Source organism: Sediminibacillus sp. JSM 1682029 (assembly GCF_041366435.1).
Classification (GTDB): Bacteria; Bacillota; Bacilli; order Bacillales; family Amphibacillaceae; genus Sediminibacillus; species Sediminibacillus terrae.
Genome location: NZ_JBEWYY010000001.1, coordinates 440,794 through 462,763, shown reverse-complemented (window position 1 = coordinate 462,763; position 21,970 = coordinate 440,794). Strand labels below are relative to the sequence as shown.

The 21,970-nt window shown below is 43.1% G+C and carries 21 protein-coding genes; 15 read left to right on the top strand and 6 right to left on the bottom strand.

Translation table 11 applies throughout. The annotated features are described in order from the left end of the window. Positions 1–236: 236 nt before the first annotated feature. From ABVF09_RS02280 to ABVF09_RS02260, 5 genes are all read left to right on the top strand, one after another. A complete protein-coding gene (locus ABVF09_RS02280) occupies positions 237–3,044 on the top strand; it encodes a UPF0182 family membrane protein (RefSeq protein ID WP_371068534.1) in 2,808 nt (935 codons plus the stop codon). A 126-nt stretch (positions 3,045–3,170) separates the two neighbouring features. Beyond that, entirely contained in the window at positions 3,171–4,046 is an 876-nt protein-coding gene (locus ABVF09_RS02275; protein WP_371068533.1) for an AraC family transcriptional regulator, read from the top strand. A gap of 92 nt (positions 4,047–4,138) precedes the next feature. Continuing rightward, entirely contained in the window at positions 4,139–5,146 is a 1,008-nt protein-coding gene (locus ABVF09_RS02270) for a phosphotransferase family protein (protein WP_371068532.1), read from the top strand. A 99-nt stretch (positions 5,147–5,245) separates the two neighbouring features. Further along, positions 5,246–5,827 (top strand): bifunctional transcriptional activator/DNA repair enzyme AdaA, encoded by a 582-nt coding sequence (locus ABVF09_RS02265; protein WP_371068531.1) that lies wholly within the window; start codon positions 5,246–5,248, stop codon positions 5,825–5,827. Next, complete coding sequence (locus tag ABVF09_RS02260; RefSeq protein ID WP_371068530.1) at positions 5,824–6,363, top strand: methylated-DNA--[protein]-cysteine S-methyltransferase; 540 nt, start codon at positions 5,824–5,826, stop codon at positions 6,361–6,363. Before ABVF09_RS02265 ends, ABVF09_RS02260 begins: the two co-directional genes overlap by 4 nt. A 681-nt stretch (positions 6,364–7,044) precedes the next feature. Here ABVF09_RS02260 and ABVF09_RS02255 read toward each other — a convergent pair. Beyond that, positions 7,045–7,611, bottom strand: a complete 567-nt coding sequence (locus tag ABVF09_RS02255) for a DUF4256 domain-containing protein (protein ID WP_371068529.1) — start codon at positions 7,609–7,611, stop codon at positions 7,045–7,047. A gap of 163 nt (positions 7,612–7,774) precedes the next feature. Then, a complete protein-coding gene (locus ABVF09_RS02250) occupies positions 7,775–8,857 on the bottom strand; it encodes a nitric oxide synthase oxygenase (RefSeq protein WP_371068528.1) in 1,083 nt (360 codons plus the stop codon). Between the two features lie 171 nt (positions 8,858–9,028). On the opposite strand from ABVF09_RS02250, the gene ABVF09_RS02245 reads away from it, so the two are divergent. The 6 genes from ABVF09_RS02245 to ABVF09_RS02220 all read left to right on the top strand — a co-directional run bounded on the left by ABVF09_RS02245 (position 9,029) and on the right by ABVF09_RS02220 (position 13,198). After that, on the top strand, positions 9,029–10,204 hold the full coding sequence (locus tag ABVF09_RS02245) for a class I SAM-dependent methyltransferase (RefSeq protein WP_371068527.1): 1,176 nt from the start codon (positions 9,029–9,031) through the stop codon (positions 10,202–10,204). Positions 10,205–10,397: 193 nt separating this feature from the next. Then, the gene (locus tag ABVF09_RS02240) at positions 10,398–10,904 is read left to right on the top strand and encodes a GrpB family protein (protein WP_371068526.1); all 507 of its coding nucleotides are present in this window, start codon (positions 10,398–10,400) and stop codon (positions 10,902–10,904) included. A gap of 66 nt (positions 10,905–10,970) precedes the next feature. Further along, on the top strand, positions 10,971–11,474 hold the full coding sequence (locus tag ABVF09_RS02235; RefSeq protein ID WP_371068525.1) for a nucleoside deaminase: 504 nt from the start codon (positions 10,971–10,973) through the stop codon (positions 11,472–11,474). A gap of 36 nt (positions 11,475–11,510) precedes the next feature. Continuing rightward, the gene (locus ABVF09_RS02230; protein ID WP_153461971.1) at positions 11,511–11,963 is read left to right on the top strand and encodes a GNAT family N-acetyltransferase; all 453 of its coding nucleotides are present in this window, start codon (positions 11,511–11,513) and stop codon (positions 11,961–11,963) included. A 166-nt stretch (positions 11,964–12,129) separates the two neighbouring features. Further along, entirely contained in the window at positions 12,130–12,750 is a 621-nt protein-coding gene (locus ABVF09_RS02225) for a nucleoside/nucleotide kinase family protein (protein ID WP_371068524.1), read from the top strand. A 124-nt stretch (positions 12,751–12,874) separates the two neighbouring features. Next, the gene (locus ABVF09_RS02220; protein ID WP_371068523.1) at positions 12,875–13,198 is read left to right on the top strand and encodes a pyrophosphohydrolase domain-containing protein; all 324 of its coding nucleotides are present in this window, start codon (positions 12,875–12,877) and stop codon (positions 13,196–13,198) included. Between the two features lie 223 nt (positions 13,199–13,421). Here ABVF09_RS02220 and ABVF09_RS02215 read toward each other — a convergent pair whose 3' ends face one another. Together ABVF09_RS02215 and ABVF09_RS02210 are read right to left on the bottom strand one after the other, a co-directional pair. Further along, entirely contained in the window at positions 13,422–14,210 is a 789-nt protein-coding gene (locus ABVF09_RS02215; RefSeq protein ID WP_026570702.1) for an SDR family NAD(P)-dependent oxidoreductase, read from the bottom strand. 26 nt (positions 14,211–14,236) lie between these two features. Continuing rightward, a complete protein-coding gene (locus ABVF09_RS02210) occupies positions 14,237–15,250 on the bottom strand; it encodes an AraC family transcriptional regulator (RefSeq protein WP_153461966.1) in 1,014 nt (337 codons plus the stop codon). Between the two features lie 524 nt (positions 15,251–15,774). On the opposite strand from ABVF09_RS02210, the gene ABVF09_RS02205 reads away from it, so the two are divergent. Next, complete coding sequence (locus ABVF09_RS02205; RefSeq protein WP_153461964.1) at positions 15,775–17,172, top strand: right-handed parallel beta-helix repeat-containing protein; 1,398 nt, start codon at positions 15,775–15,777, stop codon at positions 17,170–17,172. A gap of 195 nt (positions 17,173–17,367) precedes the next feature. Here ABVF09_RS02205 and ABVF09_RS02200 read toward each other — a convergent pair whose 3' ends face one another. Next, positions 17,368–17,754 (bottom strand): hypothetical protein, encoded by a 387-nt coding sequence (locus tag ABVF09_RS02200; protein ID WP_371068522.1) that lies wholly within the window; start codon positions 17,752–17,754, stop codon positions 17,368–17,370. A gap of 371 nt (positions 17,755–18,125) precedes the next feature. Here ABVF09_RS02200 and ABVF09_RS02195 point away from each other — a divergent pair, with 371 nt between their 5' ends. Further along, complete coding sequence (locus ABVF09_RS02195; RefSeq protein ID WP_371068521.1) at positions 18,126–19,589, top strand: protein adenylyltransferase SelO; 1,464 nt, start codon at positions 18,126–18,128, stop codon at positions 19,587–19,589. A gap of 191 nt (positions 19,590–19,780) precedes the next feature. On the opposite strand, the gene ABVF09_RS02190 is transcribed toward ABVF09_RS02195, so the two are convergent. Further along, positions 19,781–20,299: a DUF6141 family protein gene (locus tag ABVF09_RS02190; protein WP_026570697.1), complete on the bottom strand. Its 519-nt coding sequence runs from the start codon at positions 20,297–20,299 to the stop codon at positions 19,781–19,783. 228 nt (positions 20,300–20,527) lie between these two features. Here ABVF09_RS02190 and ABVF09_RS02185 point away from each other — a divergent pair, with 228 nt between their 5' ends. Then, positions 20,528–20,965, top strand: coding sequence for a VOC family protein (locus tag ABVF09_RS02185; RefSeq protein ID WP_371068520.1), 438 nt, complete (start codon positions 20,528–20,530; stop codon positions 20,963–20,965). A 192-nt stretch (positions 20,966–21,157) separates the two neighbouring features. Beyond that, complete coding sequence (locus ABVF09_RS02180; RefSeq protein WP_371068519.1) at positions 21,158–21,958, top strand: RNA polymerase sigma factor; 801 nt, start codon at positions 21,158–21,160, stop codon at positions 21,956–21,958. Positions 21,959–21,970 lie beyond the last annotated feature (12 nt).

Sequence of the window (21,970 nt, the reverse complement as noted above, 5' to 3'; positions counted from 1 at the left end):
ACCCAAAACCTGCCACTGTATAGCGGGGGTTAAAAACGGTGTTCAGCCGCTTATCACTGGCCGGCTGGTTTGGTTATCCTTGTGGTTGGATAAAAAATGAAACCAAAACAGCCAGTGTTCCGTAAGAAAAGGGGAGGAGAAAAACGCAATCGACTGCCTACAACTTCCGATGAGGAGAGCGGCTTTATGGTAAGATGGAGGTAGTGTGCAAATGAAAGGTTTAGAGGGGGAGAAGATTGGAAAATCAAACGTTTAACATGAATACCCATCAGAAGGCGAAGCTGAAAAAATTCGGCGGATTCTTCGGGAAATTGATTGGTTTCCTAGTGATACTATTGATTCTGGGCGGGTTGTCACTGCACTGGATCACCGATTATATATGGATGGATTCACTCGGGTTTCAACAGGTGTACACAACGATTCTCGGCAGCAAGATACTGCTTGGCGTGATCGGGTTTGTGGTATTTGCAGCATTGACTTGGATAACGGCAGCATGGATCCGCAAATCTTTCTTGAAACAATTTAATCCATCGCAGCTGCCGGCGTTGATTCGCAGCAAACGATTGAGCATTTTTACCATTTTATGCATATCCTTGTTTGTCGGATTTATCGGAAGCAGTATCGTACAGGGATTCGGGTGGGAGCTTTGGCTGAAGTTTCTTAACCATACTTCTTTCGATATAAAAGATCCGCACTTTGGCATGGATGTTTCGTTTTATATGTTTGTTTTGCCGTTTATTAAATTCGCGGTGAATACACTGATCGGTTTGGCCTTCTTTTTGTTGCTTGCCGAAATAGGGGCTTATTCCGTTTTCCATATGTATCGGATCAGCCGTTCAGCGCAATTGCAATTAGGTGTTACCCTGGGCAGCATCGGATTGTTGATGGCGGTTTCCCATGTTCTGGAACCATATAGCACGATGCTGACCAATAAGGTCAATTTATTCCAGGAAAGCGTCGTACATGGCATGAGTTATACCGACAAAGTTATCAACATTCCTGCATCCTATGTCATGGCAGCTGTTGCGGTAATCGGCACGGTGTGGGTGATCGTCTCGCTTATACGCGGTCGGTTGAAGGCGATGTTGATTCCGATTATTGCTTATATGGCGATTGGCATCCTTGCAGAAGGAACTTCTATCATTGTGCAAAACTATGTCGTGTCGCCTAATGAATTTTCCAAGGAAAGCCCTTATTTGGAGCATAACCTGGAATTTACGCGGGCTGCTTACGATCTTGATAACATTGAAGAATTTGAACACCCGGGGAACGAGTCACTCGATCAGGCAATGGTGGAACGCAATGAACCGACAATCAACAATGTCCGGATCAATGATGCAAGACCGATTCTCGATATATATAATCAATTGCAAACCTTCCGGACTTATTATCAATTCAATGACATCGATATCGACCGTTATCAAATCGACGGCGAGTATCAACAAGTCTTTCTGGGTGCAAGGGAATTGAATACCGTCGATCTTCCTTCTCAGGCAAAAACATGGGTGAACGAAAACCTGCGTTATACACATGGTTATGGCATTGCGATGAGTGACGTCAATCAAATCACTTCGCAAGGCCAGCCGGAATACTTACTGAAAAATGTCCCTTCAGAAGGTGCCATGGAGATCGAGAGACCACAAATTTATTTTGGGGAAGAAAACTATGATAATGTCATCGTGAACAGTGAAGTGGATGAATTCGACTACCCAGCCGGCGATGAAAATATGTCGACCAGGTATGAAGCAGATAAAGGGATCGCATTATCCGGTTTAAACAGGCTGTTGTTCGCCTTGGACGCTGGTTCGTTCAGGATGTTCGTCTCCGATCAGTTGAACAGTGACAGCCAGCTGTTGGCAACACGTAACATCATGGACCGGGTCGAACGGATAGCGCCTTTCTTGGAGTATGATGAAGATCCTTATATTTTCGTTCGCGATGATGGCAGCATGGCTTGGATGATCGATGCTTATCTGACTGCGGATAGGTATCCCTATTCCGAAGCCCATCAAGACGATGAAAGCTATATCCGAAACTCGGTAAAAGTGACAGTGGATGCATACAGCGGGGAAGTCAACTTTTATGCAGCCGAACCGGATGAGCCATTGCTCCAAACATATCAGAAGATGTTCCCTGATTTGTTTACAGAGCAAATTCCGGAGGATGTAGCGGCGCATTTCCGGTATCCAATCGATATGTTTAAAATACAGGCCAAAATGTATGGTACGTATCATATGTCCAATCTGGAAGTATTCTACAACCGGGAAGACTACTGGCAATTTCCGACCGAGAAATACTTCAATGAAGATGTCGAAATGGAGCCGTATTATATCACGATGAAGCTTCCGGAAGCGGAAGAGGAAGAATTTGTGCTAATGATGCCATATACCCCGCGCAACAGACAAAACATGGTGGCCTGGATGGGTGTCAGAAACGACGGAGAAAATTATGGAGAGACATTCGTCTATCGTTTTCCGAAGCAGCGTAATGTATATGGTCCACAGCAAATTGAAAACCGGATCAATCAGGATAGTACGATTTCACAGCAGTTGAACTTATGGTCTCAGGGTGGATCGGAAGTCATCCGTGGAAATTTGCTGGCCATTCCGCTGGAGGATACGGTCATCTATGTGGAACCGATTTACATCGAGTCATCCAACGAAACATCGCTTCCAGAAGTGAAACAAATCATTCTTGCCTATGGTGACGAAATCGTCATGGAACCTACTTTTGACCAGGCAATGGAGCGGATGCTTGGTTTGATTGACCCGAATGTCGAACTTGATGAAGGAGAAGGCGGCACGGACGGCAATGATCAAGTAGATGAAATCATGGGATCGGAACAGATTTTAGAAGAAATTTCTTCCTTGTTCGATCAATATCAGCAGGAAATGTCTGAAGGTAATTGGGAAAAAGCTGGTGCAATCATGTCGCAGATCGAAGAACGGTTGAGTGAAAGGGAAGACGAACAAGCAGAGACAGAAGGAACAGAACAGACGGAGGATCAATCGGAACAAACTGGAGATGAGGACCAGCAAGAATGATGGAAAGGAGCTTCCTTAGGGAGGCTCCTTTCTTGTAGCTGTTGTGAGTCCTGCAATATGGTGCACGGATAGTCGGGTATCGGTTTTCTTTTCCTGCTATTCTTTAGGAGAAAGGAGGGGCATCCTTTGGATTCATTAAAACAAATGAATGTGGCAATGAGGTATATTGAAGATCATTTGACAGAGGAAGTGGTTATGGAGGAAGTGGCAAGGCAGGCATTATGTTCGGAATATCATTTCAAGCGGATGTTTTCTTTTTTGGCGGGAATTTCCCTCTCTGAATATATTCGCCGGAGACGTCTGTCTCTTGCTGCGTTCGACCTGCAATACGGTCAGGAAAGAATTATCGATATTGCTTTGAAATATGGATACCAGTCGCCGGATGCATTTACAAGAGCTTTTCAACATTTGCATGGTATCACCCCTTCAGCTGCCAGAAAAATTGGCCATTCCTTAAAAGCTTATCCACCGATGTCCTTCCAGCTTACCATTAAAGGAGGAAGCGAAATGGACTACAGGATTGAAGAAAAACCGGCATTTCGTATTGTCGGGATTACCAGGAGAGTCCCTATTGTTTTTCAAGGAGTAAATCCGGATATCGCTGCAATGTGGAAGTCGTTGAATCAGGAACTGATCGATCAAATCAAGGATTTATCCAATGTGGAACCGTACGGACTTATTCAAGCGTCGACCAACTTCTCGGATCGGCGCATGGAAGAAAAAGGGGAACTCGATCACTATATTGGTGCTGCGACTACCAACGCTTGTCCTGGTAACCTGGCAAAGCTTGAAGTGGCTGCGGGCATGTGGGCAGTATTCAGAGCGGTCGGTCCGTTCCCGGAAACATTGCAGAACATATGGGGACGGGTCTATGCGGAATGGTTTCCGTCTTCTGGTTATCAGCAAAGACAAGGGCCGGAAATTTTGTGGAATGAGAATATGGATACCGATGCACCGACATTTACCAGTGAAATATGGATACCGGTGGAAAGAAAAAGGTGACACATCAAAGAGGGCTGTTTTATCAGCTCTCTTTTAAATTTTATATGGTAAACTAGACAAAAATATGGCTGGAGAAGGAGTGTGAAATAAAGATGAAATCTGGTTGGGAGCGGTCGACCCCGCTATTAGTGCCAAGTCTTGAAACCATCCGGAAGTTGCCGATTCCCATTTTCAATGGCAGGGAATTGACCAGCATGACGCTCTTAAATGGGGGATTGAGCAATACGAATTTAAAAATCACCACCAATACGGAGGAAAGATTTGTACTTCGTATCTACAGTAAGCAAAATACTTCTATTGAAATGGAAAGAAATATTTTGAAGATGCTGGAGGAACGGATTCAAGTACCCCAAGTCCTCTATAGTGATTCCTCATGCGCGGGACTGCAGCATCCCTTTATAATCTTAAGCTGGATGGAAGGTGTACAGCTTTCTGAGTATATGCAAAACGGGAAAAATCAGGATATTGCATCTTTGGCAGCTGAAGTTGGAGGAACACTGGCAAAAATTCATCACATCCATTTTCCGGATGGAGGCTTTTTTGATGACAGCTTGAACATTGAGGAAACAGTCAAATTGGACAAGAACAGTTTTATGGAATTTATAGAAGGAAGTCTTGTAACGGGATATGGATGTAAACATCTTGGCAAAGATACTTGCGAGGAAATACTCACCTTTGCCCGGGAACATGCCAGTTTACTTGATTGTCTCAGGGAACAGGACTGTCTCGTTCACGGTGACTTCAATCCGTTAAACATACTGGTGGATACTCAAAAACACGGTTGTACGATTAGTGCCGTTCTTGATTGGGAGTACGCTTTTAGTGGGTCTCCGTTATTCGATATCGGAAATTTCCTCCGCTATGAAAGAATAGAAGATTCTAATTCCATTCTACCTTTCATTACCGCGTATCAGAAAAACGGAGGGAACTTGCCCGAAAAATGGTTGCAGCAGGCAAAACTATTAGATTTAATCGCGTTAAGCGAATTGGTAAACAAAGAAGTATGCGGGACGGCAAAATCGAAAGATATCAAACGGCTCATGCTGAAGATGATGACAGAGTGGGAAAAATATGATGCAGTACAATCAAGTTACGTGTGACTGCAAGAAACATTTTCTGTATATCATTATCTTGCGCTTCCATTCGGATGTCGTTTCAATCCTGTTATTTTTCGTTATAATGAATCAAGAGGTGATGAAATGGCCAGCCGAAATTCAACTTTCATTCCTGAAGCATGGTGGAAGGCGATTATAACGAATAATGCCAGCTATGATGGTGTGTTTTATTATGGGGTACAAACTACCGGGATTTTTTGTCGCCCTTCCTGTAAATCCCGAGTACCCCTGCCGGGAAATGTCCGGATTTTTTCATCTGCCAAGGATGCATCGGCAAAACAATATCGGCCTTGTAAAAGATGCAGACCAGATCAGCCTTTGTTGCCGGAAGAAAAATGGATAGAGGAAGTAGTCAATTGGATCGACTGTCATCTCCATCGAAAAATAACGTTGCGCGATTTGGCAGAAGCTGTCCATGTCAGTCCTTATCACCTACAGCGAACCTTCAAACGAAGAAAAGGGAAAAGTCCTCAAGCATATATCCGGGACGCCAGGATGGATAAGGCGAAGGAATATTTGGCAACGACAGAAAAATCGGTCGATACCATCGGAACGGAAATAGGACTGAAAAACACTGCTTACTTCATCAAGAAGTTTAAAGAGGTCGCCGATTTAACACCCGCAGCTTATCGGATTAAATATAAGAGGGAGGGGGCTCTATCTTGAAAACCGGACAGCCACAGACAGTCTCTTATTCTTTATTTGAGGATGGCAAGTGGAGATTGTATCTCGGCGCAACCGAAAGGGGTATATGCTATGTCGGTTCGCCCGATGCATCATTAAACGAGCTGAAAGAATGGACGGATAAACGATTGCCTCAAGCGATCATGGAAGAAAACAACCAGTTGCTTGGGCCGTACAAGCAGGAACTAAGCGATTACTTCCGTGGGAGGCGAAAAAGTTTCACATTTCCGGTCGATTTGCATGGCACCGCTTTTCAAAAGGCAGTTTGGGAGGTGTTGGGTCGAATCCCTTATGGCGAAACATACACGTATGGGCAGGTAGCAGAATTGATCAGGCGTCCGAAAGCGGTACGGGCCGTCGCTGCAGCCATAGGCGCCAATCCAGTTATGATCCCTATTCCTTGTCACCGGGTCATTGGAAAGAATGGCAAGCTGACTGGTTTTCGAGGAGGACTGGATATGAAACAAGCTTTGCTGCGATTGGAACAGTCGTCGCTTTCCTGTGAAACCATAACTTAACTTTATGAGAGAAGAAAGATAATTCCCATAGACAATAGTGGTTCAGAAATAGAGGAGTGTAGGCTAAATAACAATTTAAACAGAACGAAACTGGGACCAAAGCATCGTGACTAAAATAAAAGTTAACCGTTCTACCCTTCTCTTATGAATCGTGCAACGTTCCACTCCGGCAAGGCACTTCGCTTTCCGCGGGCACGGCTTCAGCTAACTTGGCAAAGAATCCCGCTTTGCCAAATGGATCTTCAGCTCGCGCTCATCCCGCTGGAGTCTACGTACCTTGCCTCCGTTGAATGTTTTTCTTCTGACGTGATTTCCGTGTTGCCGATTGCCGTTATAGGGAGAAAGCTAAGTCGCATGGTAACCGGGAGTGCTTCTTTATTCTTTTTATCTGTTGGTTTGCACCTTCCAACTTCTGAAGAATAAAAGAATCCCCTATTTTTTCGTCTTCGTCACTGTTAGATATCTATAAGCCAATAGAAGAATACGGTTCTATTCATTTTGTCTTTAGCATGTGGAAATCAGACCGCGAAAACGTAGCGAAGGCACGATACGGAGACACCAATGGGAACAGCACGAGCTGAAAATCCCGCAAGAAAGCGGTCGGTTTTTACTTGGTAGCCATGCTTTTATCCCGGCCTCGTTCTGTATTGTAAAAAGAAACTGAATGTGTCTTTCTACAGTTCAAACCCTCAACGATCCACGAAATCCTCTCGCACCATAGTAGGATTCTGCTCCATTGTGATACACGAAGACATGGCCGTAACGCCGATCGCAAAAAAGGGCACCGCCTCGTGCTCGTATATCCTTCGGTGTTTGGACCCAGCTGGATGTTTTCAAATCGAATTCGCCAAGTTTCTGCAACGCTCGATATTCCTCTTCGGTCAACAATTCTACACCCATAGAGACAGCCATATCGATGGCGGTATTTTCAGGTTTGTGTTTTTTCCTGGATTCCAGTGCTTCACGATCGTAACAGACACTCCTGCGTCCTTTAGGGCTTTCCTTGGAACAATCATAAAAAAGGTATTCGTCCTTCTCCAAATCATACCCCACAACATCCGGTTCGCCGCCAGTACTTTCCATTTCATGCAATGACCACATTTTCTCCGTATCGGCTTCGAGCTTTGATTGGACGGTGGCCCATTCCATATCTTCATGCCGGTTCAAGTTATTCTCAAAACGTGCTTTCAATACGCTGAGCAATTCTTCCTGTTGTTCGCGGGATAACGTTTTATTTTTTCCTGGCAAATTCGTTTCCTCCTTCTTGCTTTTATGTAAAGACTAAACACTTTGAATACGACTTCATTTGTAATTCGATAAAAAATGAATATAATCCTTTTTTGTTTAAACAAATAATCCGAGTGAAGGTTATTTTGTGTTCTTGGCTGTGTGGAAATGCGATTTTGATCTTTCAGTAAGGCGCTGGTTGATAAAAGTAATTGGGAGTCTTCACTTCATCGTTGTATTTATTGTGAAAGACATGCGTCGATGCAGGTGAAACGGGAGGAATCAGCCAGGACCAACGCCCGGTGACATCCCTTCCATTTGCCGCTTCTTTTTGTTCAAATGCGTGGAATTGCTGGGCGGCGGTATGGTGATCGACGATGTTGACGCCAGCACGCTTGAAAGAATCGAGAACAGCTACATTCAATTCAACGAGTGCTTTGTCCTTCCAGAGAGAAGCGTTGGAGCTCGTATCCAGTCCGATCGCTTTGGCGATTTTGGGTAAACAATTGTAACGATGGACATCCGCCAAGTTGCGTGCCCCGATTTCAGTACCCATATACCAGCCGTTGAACGGTGCGGCTTCATAGTTTATACCGCCTATTTCCAGCCGCATGTCCGAAATAATAGGGACAGCATACCACGTGATTCCTAGCTCGTTTACTTCCGGGTAGTCCGGATGGTTGATGGACACTTCCTTTACCAAATCAGTGGGTAAGTCGGTCCAGTATGGCTCTTGGCTGCCGACCTGGACGACCAATGGCAGCAAATCGAATTCTGTCCCTTTTCCTGTCCAGCCCAATTTCTGACAGGCTTTGGTGAAAGCGATCGAAGATGAATCACCGATGATTCCTTCTTCCGTTTGATAACCAGCATAACGGATCAGCTGATGATTCCAGATCCGGACATTTCTTCCGTCGATGGTTTCCTGTTTGAAGATGGTAATGGTAGGTCGTATCTTTCCCTGATTGGTGGCGAACTGAATATGTTCGAACAGTGCTTCCATAATCGTCTCTTCCTTCTCTAGATCACGAGCATCGATGACATGGAGTCTGTCCCAGAACAATCTGCCGATACAACGGTTGGAGTTCCTCCAGGCCATCTTCGCCCCATGGACTAATTCTTCTTCCGTATGCTTGTAGGTTCCTGTTTGGGCAATCTCCTGTTCGACTGATTGAAGTCGTCGTTCCGTTTCTATTTTTGTTTTCCCCAGCTTCTGATGACAATCAGAAATAAACTGTGCGGCTTCTGTATATATATTCTCTCTCACTCTGACGCCTCCAGACGTATGAACTAGCAGTCTTCCTTTATTTTAAGTGACTGCCTGCTGCAAGGCAACGACTTCACGAAACCGTCATAATTGCGGGGACAAAGGATTAGGAGGATAATGGGAACAAAATGATGTAATAGGAAGGAGACAATCGAGAGCATGGGATTATCCATGAAAAAATCATTATATAAAAAGCTATTGGAAAACTTATCGACAGATCCATTCACCGTTACATTTTGGGATGGCACCGTCAAACAATACAATCAAGGAGTTCCTGTTTTCCATATTGCCTTTCATCGCCCGCTCAGCACCAAACAGCTTACAGAGAATCCGATGCTGGCGTTTGCGGAAGGGTATATGGATAAAAGCATCGAGGTGGACGGGGACTTAGAGTACATCATCGAAAGCATCTTCAACCAGCAGGGAAGTATTCTCGATCAGCCCCTCGCATTGAGGGCGTTAAATAAATTTAAATCGACCGGCAGAAAACAGTCGAAAGACAATGTAGCCCACCATTATGATTTGGGCAATGATTTTTACAAGCTATGGCTCGATGAAACAATGAATTATTCCTGTGCTTATTTTGAATCGCCGGATGACAGTTTGTATCAGGCGCAGAAAAATAAAACACACCACATTCTGAAAAAACTGAACCTGCAACCAGGACAAAAGCTGCTGGATATCGGGAGCGGCTGGGGCTATTTACTGATAGAAGCGGCTAAAGAATATGGTGTAGAGGCGCTTGGCGTCACGCTGAGCGAGGAACAATACAAACAAACGAAGCGCCGCATTGAAACAGAGGGCTTACAGGGACAGGTAGAAGTCAAAGTGATGGACTACCGGGAATTAATCCATGAAGGGACAACGTTCGACCGGATTGTCAGTGTCGGCATGCTGGAACACGTCGGCCATGCCAACATTCCGACATTCATGGAACATACCAATCGGCTGTTGAAAGACAAAGGCGTAGCTCTCTTGCATTGTATTACCGGCTTGGTCGAAGTGGAAGGAAATGCATTCTTGAACAAATATATCTTTCCGGGCGGACAAATTCCCTCGGTCCGTGAACTGGTCGACGAGATGAGCCAGAATGACCTGCGAATCATCGACATGGAAAGCCTGCGTCTGCATTACACGATTACGCTCAGACATTGGAAACGCAATTTTGAAGAAAACCTGGAAACGATCAGCCAGCAGTTCGACGAACGGTTCATCCGTATGTGGCGGCTTTATTTGAATGCTTGTGCGGCCAATTTCACCTGCGGGATTTCGGACCTTCATCAATTTTTGGTGACCAAGGGTCCGAATAATGAACTGCCGATGACAAGGGAGTATTTATATGAGTAAGGATAAATCTGCGGATATCCGTTGCTTTCTTTATGGCGACACAACTTTTCTGCTAAAAGTGTCCGCAAAGTATTGGAATCTGGGAAAAATGGAGTAAAATGAAAACATATAACTAGAGAAACGGAGCGATACCAGTGTGATTTCCTGTGGATGATCAAGAGACAAAATCGAATAGACAGGAGGAAGCATTGGCATGGTGGAGCATGTTTATTTTGCGCCGGAAATTACTTTCAGGGAAATAGCCGATAAGGTGTATGCAAGGCACCGGAAGCTTATTCGAGAGCAACTCCCACAGGCTGACATTCACTATATCGGGAGTACAGCTGTGAGAGATTCTCTTACCAAAGGGGATGTCGATTTGCAGGTGCGCGTCGACCAGCAAGACTTTCCCGAAGCGAAAAAAGCCTTGCAAGGTATGTACGACGTTAATAAGGGAAGCTTCCGAACTTTTTTCTTTTGCGGATTTGAAGGGGAGGATGTGTTGCCGGTTGGCGTGCAGCTGACTGTCATAGAATCCGAAGCTGATCATTTTTGGAAAACGACGGGCTTCTTTCAAGCTCATCCGTCCTATAACGAAGCATATGATCAATTGAAGAAACAATTCGACGGTAAAGAGATGGAACATTACCGCAATGCAAAAGCGGAATTTTTAACCGATATTTTGGCCAGCGATGCTTACCAAAACTATTTAAAGAAGTAGCAACTTACACCAGGACGGCAGTCAGCAAACGATTGCCGTCTTATTTTATGGAGGGAGGAGCGGGACATGAATACTTCCACAAATGACCGAATGTTTTTAACCATGGCATGGGAAGAAGCAAAATTGGCTTTGGAAGAGAATACATATCCGGTGGGGGCCGTTATCGTAGATGAACAGAACAAGGTGATTGCCAAGGGAAGAAACCGTGTCCATACAGATAAAGATGCGACAGCCCACGCGGAAATCGACGCCATCCGAAATGCCGGGCAGGCAATATTGGATGCTAAAGTAAGCGGGAGGGCATTGACCATCTACAGTTCGCTGGAGCCTTGCCCGATGAGTACCGGGGCGATTTTGTTTTCGCATATCAGGAGGGCGGTCTGGCTGAAAAATGATGAGGATGGATTTGGCGGTTACCGGAAAATAAAGGAGACAATGGTTTTCAATCGCCGTTTTTCCAGCGTGAAAATGGAGGCGGAGCCCTTCGACGATTTAAAGCATCAGCAGGAAACGCTAATGGACAAATGGGCGGACAATCCGCATCGTGTTATCAATTTGCGAAAAGCTTGAGGGAAGAAGAGCTATTGCGAGAAAGGGGAAAGCTGGATGGATTACCAGGTGCGGTTTCTTTTGAAGTCCGATCTACTGAATTGCTCTGAAATGTACACAGATGTATTCAACCGTCCCCCATGGAACGACGGTTGGGAACAGGAAAAGGCGCAGGAACGGCTGACCGATATTTTTTATCAACCGAAGTTTATCGGATTAGGTGCTTTTACAGAAGCCGGCGTGTTGGTCGGCTTTTTGCTGGGCTATTCGGAGAAATGGGTGAAAGCAAACCATTTTTATCTGAATGAGATGTGCATCAAATCAGCCTATCAAGGACGGGGGATTGGTTCCAGCTTAATAGAAGCACTGGAGAGCCATTGTACCGATAACGACATCGATAGCATTTATCTGCTTACTTCCAGGGAAGGACTTGCGGAAACTTTCTATAAGAAAAATGGCTTTGAGAATAAAGCGGGTATGGTGATGATGGCCAAGCGTTTAACGGATTAAACAAGGAAGAAGAAAACGGAAAAAGATATAGGCACCGCCACACGTCTATATCTTTTCCCTTTTCTAATAATAGGGATAGTAAGGAAAAGACGGATAGTATCCTTGTTGGCCATATGCGATATTCGGCTGGGTACTTTGCTGGCAATCTTTGTATGGTCCGATGTAAGTGGACGGATGGATAGGGGCGATCGTTTTCTCCCATTGGCGCTGGTCCAGGCAATACGTGTGGGCCATGACATTGGCTGGGGTGAACTTCAGTAAGTCAGAACCAAGAATCACTTCAGGTGTCGGAGGCGGCAAAACAACGATTGCAAATGAACTGGCGTGTCAATTGTCAGCAGCAAGCATTTTGCATTTCGATGAATATGCCTTCGAGGGACCTGAAAACCTTGCAAAGTGGGCAAAGGAAGGAGCAGATTACAATGCTTGGAATCTTGCGCCGTTGCTTGAAGAAGTCCTGCTTTTGAAAGAAAAATATGATCACATCCTTCTGGATTATCCTTTTGCCTATCAAAATGACCGGATGAAGGATGTTATTGATGTCGCCGTCTATATCGATACTCCCTTGGATATCGCTTTAGTGCGCCGAATGTTAAGAGATTATCAAGAAGGATCCGCTACGGAAATAAAAAAAGACTTGTCACATTATGCAACTTACGGAAGAGAGGCATATTTGGCAATGGAACACAAGATCAAGCCAAGCTCTGACATCGTGATCGATGGAACCCTTTCGAAAGAACAAATCACGCAATACATCATAGAGGAAATAGAAAAGTTCAAATGGTAATTGAAATGAATGTTGCTGTTAGAAATTTTCCATAAAACTTCATGCTAACACCAATTTTTTCTAGTAATATAGCATTATAGTTGTCATCATTTAGCAGCAATTAGCGAAAGAGAGGGAGTTACAGTTGCCCACCTACCATAAACTAGTCCGGGATTATATACCACAAATCATCGAACAAAACGGAAAAAACTGTTCAACAAGCATCCTGTCTGATCAGGAATACATAGCGGCCTTGAAACAAAAAGTGAGCGAAGAAGCGGAAGAATTGGTCACTGCTGAAACGAAGCAGGCCATCATCGAGGAGGCTGCGGATATACTGGAACTGTTGCACGCGATAGCGGAAGTGAACGGGACTTCCATAACAGAAATAGAAAAAGAAAGGAAGAAGAAAAAGGCGGAGCGTGGCGGGTTTAAGGAGCGGGTGTTCCTTTTAGAGGTGGATGATTGAAAAGGAAAATAATGTAGCTGAACTTAAAACAGCAAAGAAGAAAAACAGTGAGGAGAAAAGACTAAGAAAGGCCTTCTTGAGGTGAAGGTTTTGAAAAAGTAAACACTCCGAACCTGCCGAAACTTTGAGAGGCCCGAAAAATTCGGAATGTTTACTTCAAAGGTAAGTACTGCACGAGAAATATAACGAATTGAATAGGCTTCCCTACTGACTGCTCTTTTGATCAAAAAATGGTAGGGACCATTCCTCCATCCATGCGGATTGGGGAGGCTCTAAAAGCCGAAGCATAGGGGCTGCATAGGAATGCAGCTAGTTTTCCTATTTCAATCGGTCTGATAAATCGCTGTATTTCGGAATGGGGCAAATTATTGATCATGAATTGTTTTTCTTTTTCTGAGAAGGTTATGTTTTCATCTATGTACATACCCTCTATTATATTCTGTACATTTTCAGAAAGCGTTGGTCCAGGTAAAATCGTATTGACGGTAACTTCTGTTCCTTTTGTAAGGATAGACAAGCTTTTTGCCAATGATAGCAACATTGACTTTGTCATACTATACTGAGGCATTTGTCCAGAGGGCATTACTGCCTCTTCACTTGCAATAAAGATGATGCGACCATCATTATTGTCCAGCATTTTTGGCAGGTAATGGTTACATAATCCATTTGCGGCCAATACGTTAGTTTCAAAGTACTTTTGCCATATTTCATCCGTAACATCCTCGTATTGCATGATTTCGTAAATTCCCATATTGTTAACCAGAATGTCTATATGGGGGAACCTTTTAAATAATTCCTCTCTTTGTTGAACATCCACAATATCGGCCGCAGCATTTTGAGGTGAGGTCAGCGGGGATTCTGATTTGATTTCCTGGATAGTCCGTTCTACCTCCTCATAATTACGTCCATTTATGAGAACATTGACGCCCTCTTTAGCCAATTCTTTTGCTATTGCTTTACCTATGCCTTTTGTTGAGCCTGTTACTAAAGCGGTTTTATGTAATAATTCCAAGATACACGTCTCCTTTAAGTTAGTTATCAATGTAGTTCGTTTATAAGTGCATGTTCAGCACGCCAATTTAAAGGGGTCTCACCTTCCCAGCTGCGGAAGGCTCGATAAAACGAGCTCTGATCTTTATATCCAACAAGAAATGCCACTTCTTTAATGTCTAAAGCGGGATTAGCCAAATACTGCCTTGCTTGTTCTTGACGAGCTTCCTTTAGCAGTTCCTTAAAGCTGGTGTTTTCTTCGGTAAGCCGGCGCTGTAAGGTACGTTCGCTCATTCGCAGCTCACTTGCTATATCATGTATGTCGAGTCGCTTTCCGGTTAAATTGCGTTTCACAATCCACTTAACTATCTCCGTTGTAGAGTGACTATGTCGCTGCTCTTCCAATGTTTTCTCCAACACTGGTGTTAAGATCCCTAGTAATTCAGAGTTGTAGGAAGTAAAAGGGCGATTGAGGTCACTTCTTTCCAATGTTAGCCTATTACGTTCTGCTCCAATGTGGATAGGGCAGCCAAAGTATTCTTCAAGCGCCTGTACTTGATTAAATGACTGTGTAAATTCTACTGATTTCGCTTTAATAGAATAGCCGGTGCCTCGTCGTCCTAGTTCCAGCAAAAAAGCAAGCGTAGTTCCAACAAGCAGGGGTGGGACGGCTTGTTCAGTATCAAAGAATTCCAGTTCTATTGCACAATTCGTGCCTTCTTCTCTCATACGCAATTTTTCAGGAGGACACATTTCTTTATAGCGAGCCATTCTTTCAAGGGCGTCTCGATAATTACGGGCATGGTAAGCTACCAGTACAGGTGGGGGATACTGCGTTGTTTCAAAAACTGTCGGAAGTTGCAGCATTCCATCTTCCATGCCACCGATGATATCGGAATACGCTTGCCATAATGCATAATATTGTTCAACGGTGACAACTGGTTCAGTGATTACAGTAAGCTGCATTTTTGCTTTCTGAACCAAATCATGAGTATTAATTCCAAGTTTTTTTAGCCCGGTCCATAGTCCATCGGGTATTCTAACACGAGTATTTCCAGTCATTTCTAATACACCTCTCTATCTATCAGCACATCCAACTAGCTCTGTTAACGGGATAGTTATTTCATTTTACTTTATATACTGTTTTTCTGTAATTAGCAGGGGGCGACAATCCATTTGCCAAAGACGCCATAAACAGAAATTCTATTGTAATTATAACAACTTTAATTGTAGGACCTTATGATCCGCTTAAAGCCACTTTATCTAAAAAGAACCGGGAAGGTTTAGAGAATATAAAATCATATTAGTTGAGAAAGAGGTTAAGGATGGTTTTAAAGTAAATAGCGGAATGAGAATCCATCTAATCGAATAGACTCTGATTAACACTCCTCAAAAGTATGTCGACCTTTGCCAAGGTCCGATTGAAGTAGAAAGGCTTGCTTGGAAAAGGCAGTGTTTTTACCATTTCATTCCCGTTGTGTTGATGAGAGAGAAACTTATGAAGCCGTTTAGACATATTGTCTAAACGGCATTTTTATGCTTTAGTATGAAATGAAAGTTACGAACTACTATAAAGGAATGATGAAATGAAAAAGATGATTCTTTACCTCTTGGCAGCAGCAGCCATTTTACTTGTTTATGCTTTTAATCCAAAAGATTCAACACAGGATAAGGCTGTATACGTTGCGACAAATGGGAATGATCAAAACGATGGGACTGCATCAAAACCATTTCGCACACTAAAGAAAGCTGCTTCAGAAGCAAGAGGGGGGACGACTGTCTACATAAAAGAAGGCACCTATAATGAAAGGCTGATTGTTAGGTATAGTGGAACAAAACGAAAACCAATCGTGTTTAAAGCTTACAATCAAGGCAAGGTTGTTCTTACTGGTGAAGACGTAAAGAATGTAGAGGAGGATACGTCCCTTGTTAACATAGACAATAAAAATTACATCACGATTAGTGGACTCATTATTCAAGATTTAACTACTAAGCTAACGAATGGAACTGTAATTGGGATGTATGTAACAGGCTCAAGCAGCCATATTACGCTAGAAAATAATGTTGTACGAAAAATAGAAACGCACGCAGAAGATGGGAATGCCCATGGGATTGCTATATACGGAACTGGCCCGATGAAAGATATTCATATTATAAATAATACAATAGAGGATTTAAAACTCGGGTGGAGTGAATCACTTGTTCTTAACGGGAATATCGATGGTTTTAATGTTGAAAATAACGTAGTTCGCAGAAATGATAATATCGGGATCGATTTAATTGGTCATGAAGGTATATCAAATGATCCAAAAGCCGACTATGTTCGGAATGGTATCGTTAAAAATAATGAAGTGTATGAAATATCCTCGTACGGTAATCCAGCATATGGAGAAGAATATAGTGCCGGTGGAATTTACGTCGATGGCGGGAAAAGGATAACGATCAATAAGAATACTATTTATAATTGTGATATCGGAATTGAGGCAACCTCTGAGCATGCAAAACAGAATGCTGATAAGATTCAAATAAGCGACAACATTGTGTATAACAACCACTATGCAGGAATATCGATTGGTGGATATGATGAAAATCGGGGAGGAACGATAAACTCTTCCATTACAAAAAACATCATCTATCGCAATGATACGAAAGGGCTAGCAGGAGGGCAGCTGCTATTACAGCATGATATAAAAAACAATGTGATAGAAAGGAATATCCTAACCGCTGGGTCATCTCGCATTTTTATTGCAAACTACTTTACAACGAATCATGGAAATGTTCTAAGAAGAAATGTCTTTCATAAGGAAAAGGGAAAAACAGGTCTTTGGGTATGGAAGGAGGAAGAATTTACTTCTTTTCATGATTTCAAACTCAATTCAACTAGTGATTCACAATCAAGTTACTTGGATCCAATGTTTGAAAATGAAACCAACTATGATTTCAGATTGAAAAAGGAATCGCCTGCAAAAAATATTATAGAATGAATAAATTCAATCCTGATGATGGTGTAAACATCGGGATTTTTTTATTCATAGAATATGGGGTCACAAAATTATTTGTCATAGAAAGCACGACAGAGTTTGGTCTCATTATCGTTGAATCAATATTTAAGTATATTATGATAAGAGATTAATGTGCACTAACGAAATCATTTATTACAACCATCAGTAAACACTACCTTATGTGGAGGATTTTCTTTCAACTATCCCTGAAAAGTTTCTTCTGTAGCAGAACAACATAAACCCATGCAGGATGACAAGTAAAATAGCTAAAAGGAGTAAAGAATGATCGAGGAATATATGAAGTAAGAGAATGTTGGCGATAATTGGTGCCAATATCGCAAGGGCTAGTGGAACAAACCGATTAATCAATAATAATAAACCACAAATAATTTCTAATGATTTTTCAAAGATAAGCAGATGTTGAAACTCAAACAACACCATTGCCTCAGGACTGGTTGCAATAAATGGTTCTAAATTGAAAAATACAAAATAACCATTTATTCCTGCCGTTAGGAATATGAGACCTAAAGAAAACCTGGAGAAAACAAGAAAGTAATTGGTCATTTAACACACCTTCTTACATTTTTATATTTATAAGGATTATAACATTAAGAACGGGGAGTAGATGGAATTGTGGTTGCACACTTTTATGTAACAAAGCATTTATCTTGTTCTTCAAAATCATATGCCATGTCAATCCGTAAGTATTCCAGATATTTCGTCACTAAAACAAAGGGAGATGAACTTTTGACTACGCCTTTTTTTGGTTAATCATGACTAGCTGATAAAATGTTTGATTTAAGAATCGGTTTATAATTTAAATGATTTTGCCGATTCGTTAAATATCATCCGTTCCAAAATCCATGCATATGATTTTCGCATCATTGGAGAAAGATATAGGATGGAAGTAAGACAAAACCAATCGAGGAGATATCATGACACATAACAACATGGGATGGAACTTTGACAACAGCTATGCACGTTTGCCGGAACGTTTTTTTGAAAGTGCGGAGCCGACGCAGGTGTCCTCCCCCAAAAAAGTTCTATTCAATAAGCAACTGGCAGAGGATTTAGGGTTGGACATAGACGAACTGCAAACGGAAAAGGGTACTGCGGTTTTTGCCGGGAACACACTTCCGAAAGGAGCACAGCCGATTGCACAGGCCTATGCAGGTCATCAGTTTGGAAATTTCACCATGCTTGGTGATGGACGGGCGGTCATGCTCGGTGAGCAAATCAAGCAAGACGGGGCAAGGAAGGATATCCAACTCAAGGGATCTGGGCGTACACCTTTTTCCCGTGGTGGTGACGGTCGTGCCACGCTTGGCCCGATGCTGCGCGAGTACATCATAAGCGAAGCGATGCATGCTCTTGGAATACCGACCAATCGCAGTCTGGCGGTAGTGACCACCGGAGAATCTGTGATGCGTGAAATAGAGCTTCCTGGCGCTGTTCTTACCCGAGTGGCAGACAGTCATCTGCGGATTGGCACGTTTGAATATGCGGCCCGCTGGGGGACTGAAAAGGAGCTCCGCGAATTGGCGGATTATGCGATCAACCGGCATTATCCGGATATCGAAGACAATCCAGACCAGTACCTGACCTTTTTCCGGGAAGTAGTCAAGCGGCAGGCGGAATTGATCGCCGACTGGCAGCTTGTCGGCTTTATCCATGGTGTGATGAATACCGATAACATGACGATCAGCGGTCAAACGATTGATTATGGTCCGTGTGCGTTTATGGATAAGTATGATCCGGCTACTGTGTTTAGTTCGATTGATGTGCAAGGACGGTATGCATATCAAAACCAGCCCGGAATCGGCCAATGGAACCTGGCTCGCTTCGCCGAGACTCTGTTACCGCTGCTTCATGAAAAGCAAGAGCACGCGATCAATCAGGCGAAAGAGATTCTTGGTGAATACAAGGATTTCTATGATGATCACTGGATTGCGGGAATGAGGAAAAAGCTAGGGCTTCTCGACAAGGAGGAGCACGATGAAGTGTTGATCCAAGACTTGCTCGATATCATGGAGGACACTGATGCCGACTTTACCAATACCTTCCGCGCTTTGACGTTAGACATACCGGAGAAGACATCAATGCATGGTACGGAAGCATTTACGGACTGGTTCCAAAGCTGGCAGGAAAGGCTGTCCAGGCAGGAAAAATCAAAAGATGAAGTTCATCAATTGATGAAGCGGTCAAATCCCAATGTGATTCCCCGCAACCATCTTGTCGAGGAAGCATTGGAAGCTGCAGTTCAAAAAGGAGATTTTACCTTGACAGAGCGGCTTATTGAAGTGCTTTCCTCGCCGTATGCTTATACCGACAAACAGGAGCCTTATACTGAATTACCAGAACCATCCGACCGTCCATTTCAGACTTATTGTGGAACGTGAGGTTATATAAGTAGTCCCCTGTATCGAAGGGGGACTACACCTTGCCCGACCACCTGTGAGATGCCTGACAACAAGCAACCAGTTGGAAGGTATGGGGGTAAATTATAGCACCAAGCTGGAGACAACTTTAGCTATGTTGCCGGGCTCTCATTTTTGATTCAGTATAACCATTCACACCAACTGGTGGCGGACTAATTTTCATTGTGTTTTACTACAGAATCCAACGCTTTTTTCAATTCTTCCGGTTTTTGAGTACCAATTATCACTGTGTTATCTTTCAACTTTAAAACAATCCCTTTATTTCCACTCATATTATAAGCTGTTTCACCCCTTGTATTAATGCGGATTCCCCAACCTCCAAATTTTTTTAGTGAGTTGTAAGTAATCCTTTCATAGTCGTGTAGATCTCTGAAAAGGTATTTCTTGTATTGAAACTGAAACGGGAAAAAACGAACGTAAATTCCATCTTTACGAACTTCTATTATAAGCTTTAGTAATCCAAACAACACTGGAATAGTAACACCAAATATCAACCAAAATACAACAGTTATCACATCCGGTGCAGGGTTATTACCTATAGGAGAACCAAAAATAATTTGTTGAATGAACCAATACCACATGAAAGCAACAATCAGTAAAATCAATCCCCATAACCAAATTTGGCGTGGTCGCTGGACTTCTCGATACTCCATTTTATTATTCTCTGTCATAAAGCTACTCCTTTTTATTTACTATATGTTTCTATTAAAGCACATATCAGGAGACGTTGCCGATGTGAATGTCGTTTCTTATTCAACTGACAGGCAGGTTAACCTTTGTGTTCAATAAATGGACTAGTTTGTTGAAAGGATAAATTCTGTTTTTTAGCGAATAGAATAACAAACAAACGTATCAAGAATACAGATATGGAAAAATAACAGAAACAAGGGGGTAGGAATATGCGAATAAGTAGAATAGATCATGTAGGTGTAATCGTAAACGATCTTTCTGCTGCTAAAGAATTTTTTCTCGATTTTGGCCTGGAAATGCTTGGAGAAGGAGAAGTGGAAGGTGAGTGGGTCGAGCGAATAATTGGACTTAATGGCGTCAGAGAGACGGTTGTTATGTTAGGGATGCCGGATGGACAGGCAACTTTGGAGCTGGTCAAATTCCATACACCGGAAGATGAAAAAGGTATGCAGCAATCTTTTGCAAATACTTTGGGTATCCGGCATATTGCTTTTGCTGTAGAAGATATTGAAGGCGTGGTGGCTAAATTGAAAAAGAAAGGCACGGAACTTTTTGGTGAGATACAAAATTACGAAGACACTTATAAGTTATGCTACATTCGTGGGCCTGAGGGGATTATTTTAGAATTGGCGGAGAAAATCAGGTAATTAAAAAGGGTATAAAGCAATGCTGTTTGATTTAGAAGATGGGATAAGCAGTAGATAAAATGTGTTTGATCGTTGGCTTCAGACCTATTGTGATACTTGATTTTTTTGTGCTTAATTTCAAACACCCGTATCTTTACGACTCCGCTTTTCGTTTATAATAAGTGAAAGACTAAATTCAAGGAGTGATTGGCAATGCGGCCGCTTGTTAACCAAACTCCAGCCGAAACGAAGGAAACCTTCACAAATGCTATCGAAGCCTATGTGCCCCAATTGAAGAGCTATTGTATTTCCCTGACCAATTCGAAGTGGGACGGTGAAGACCTTATGCAGGAAACGCTGGCAAAAGCCTATCAAAGTCATAGGAAAGAAACGAGACCAATCAGCAAAGCATACTTGTATCGAATCGCTTCCAACACGTGGATTGACCAATACCGCAAGCGAAAGCCGGATGAAGACTACAACAGGGAGCTATCGATTCTGCCGGCGGAAAATGCTGCGAATTCCGACTTCGTTCTGGAAGCAATTGAAACGGCGTTGCGTCAGTTATCCCCCAAACAGCGGGTGTCCCTCCTATTGACAGAAGGGTTTGGCTATACAGCCTTGGAAGCAGCCGAACTGATCGGAACCAGCGAGGGAGCAATCAAAGCAGCGCTGCATCGGGGCAGAGCAAATTTGAAACGGCGAAGAAATTGGCAAGAGAGTGACTCGGATGAAGAAACCGTAGCAGAATATATAACAGCCATTCATCATGCGAATCCGCAAAAAGTCATCGAGCTTTTTAAAAAGGAAACACAGGAACCAACGATGGCTTTGCGTTTTTCCGGTTCGCGAGCTGCTTCTTTTTCCGTCGTTCCGATTTCAACGGGAAATACTGTCTATGTAATTGTTACGCTGTCTTTGCCAGATGGAGAGATGCTGGCTGTTCCGTTTTATCGAAAAGAGTGGCGGTCTCTATTGGCCTTGATAGCAGGGGAGGTTTCCTTCGCGGCATAACGAAAGGAGTTA

Coding starts and splice junctions, on each gene's coding strand:
- ABVF09_RS02270 (WP_371068532.1), top strand. CDS start 4,139: ATGAAATCTGGTTGGGAGCGGTCGACCCCGCTATTAGTGCCAAGTCTT.
- ABVF09_RS02265 (WP_371068531.1), top strand. CDS start 5,246: ATGGCCAGCCGAAATTCAACTTTCATTCCTGAAGCATGGTGGAAGGCG.
- ABVF09_RS02245 (WP_371068527.1), top strand. CDS start 9,029: ATGAAAAAATCATTATATAAAAAGCTATTGGAAAACTTATCGACAGAT.
- ABVF09_RS02240 (WP_371068526.1), top strand. CDS start 10,398: ATGGTGGAGCATGTTTATTTTGCGCCGGAAATTACTTTCAGGGAAATA.
- ABVF09_RS02235 (WP_371068525.1), top strand. CDS start 10,971: ATGAATACTTCCACAAATGACCGAATGTTTTTAACCATGGCATGGGAA.
- ABVF09_RS02230 (WP_153461971.1), top strand. CDS start 11,511: ATGGATTACCAGGTGCGGTTTCTTTTGAAGTCCGATCTACTGAATTGC.
- ABVF09_RS02210 (WP_153461966.1), bottom strand. CDS start 15,250: ATGACTGGAAATACTCGTGTTAGAATACCCGATGGACTATGGACCGGG.
- ABVF09_RS02205 (WP_153461964.1), top strand. CDS start 15,775: ATGAAAAAGATGATTCTTTACCTCTTGGCAGCAGCAGCCATTTTACTT.
- ABVF09_RS02200 (WP_371068522.1), bottom strand. CDS start 17,754: ATGACCAATTACTTTCTTGTTTTCTCCAGGTTTTCTTTAGGTCTCATA.
- ABVF09_RS02195 (WP_371068521.1), top strand. CDS start 18,126: ATGACACATAACAACATGGGATGGAACTTTGACAACAGCTATGCACGT.
- ABVF09_RS02190 (WP_026570697.1), bottom strand. CDS start 20,299: ATGACAGAGAATAATAAAATGGAGTATCGAGAAGTCCAGCGACCACGC.
- ABVF09_RS02185 (WP_371068520.1), top strand. CDS start 20,528: ATGCGAATAAGTAGAATAGATCATGTAGGTGTAATCGTAAACGATCTT.
- ABVF09_RS02180 (WP_371068519.1), top strand. CDS start 21,158: ATGCGGCCGCTTGTTAACCAAACTCCAGCCGAAACGAAGGAAACCTTC.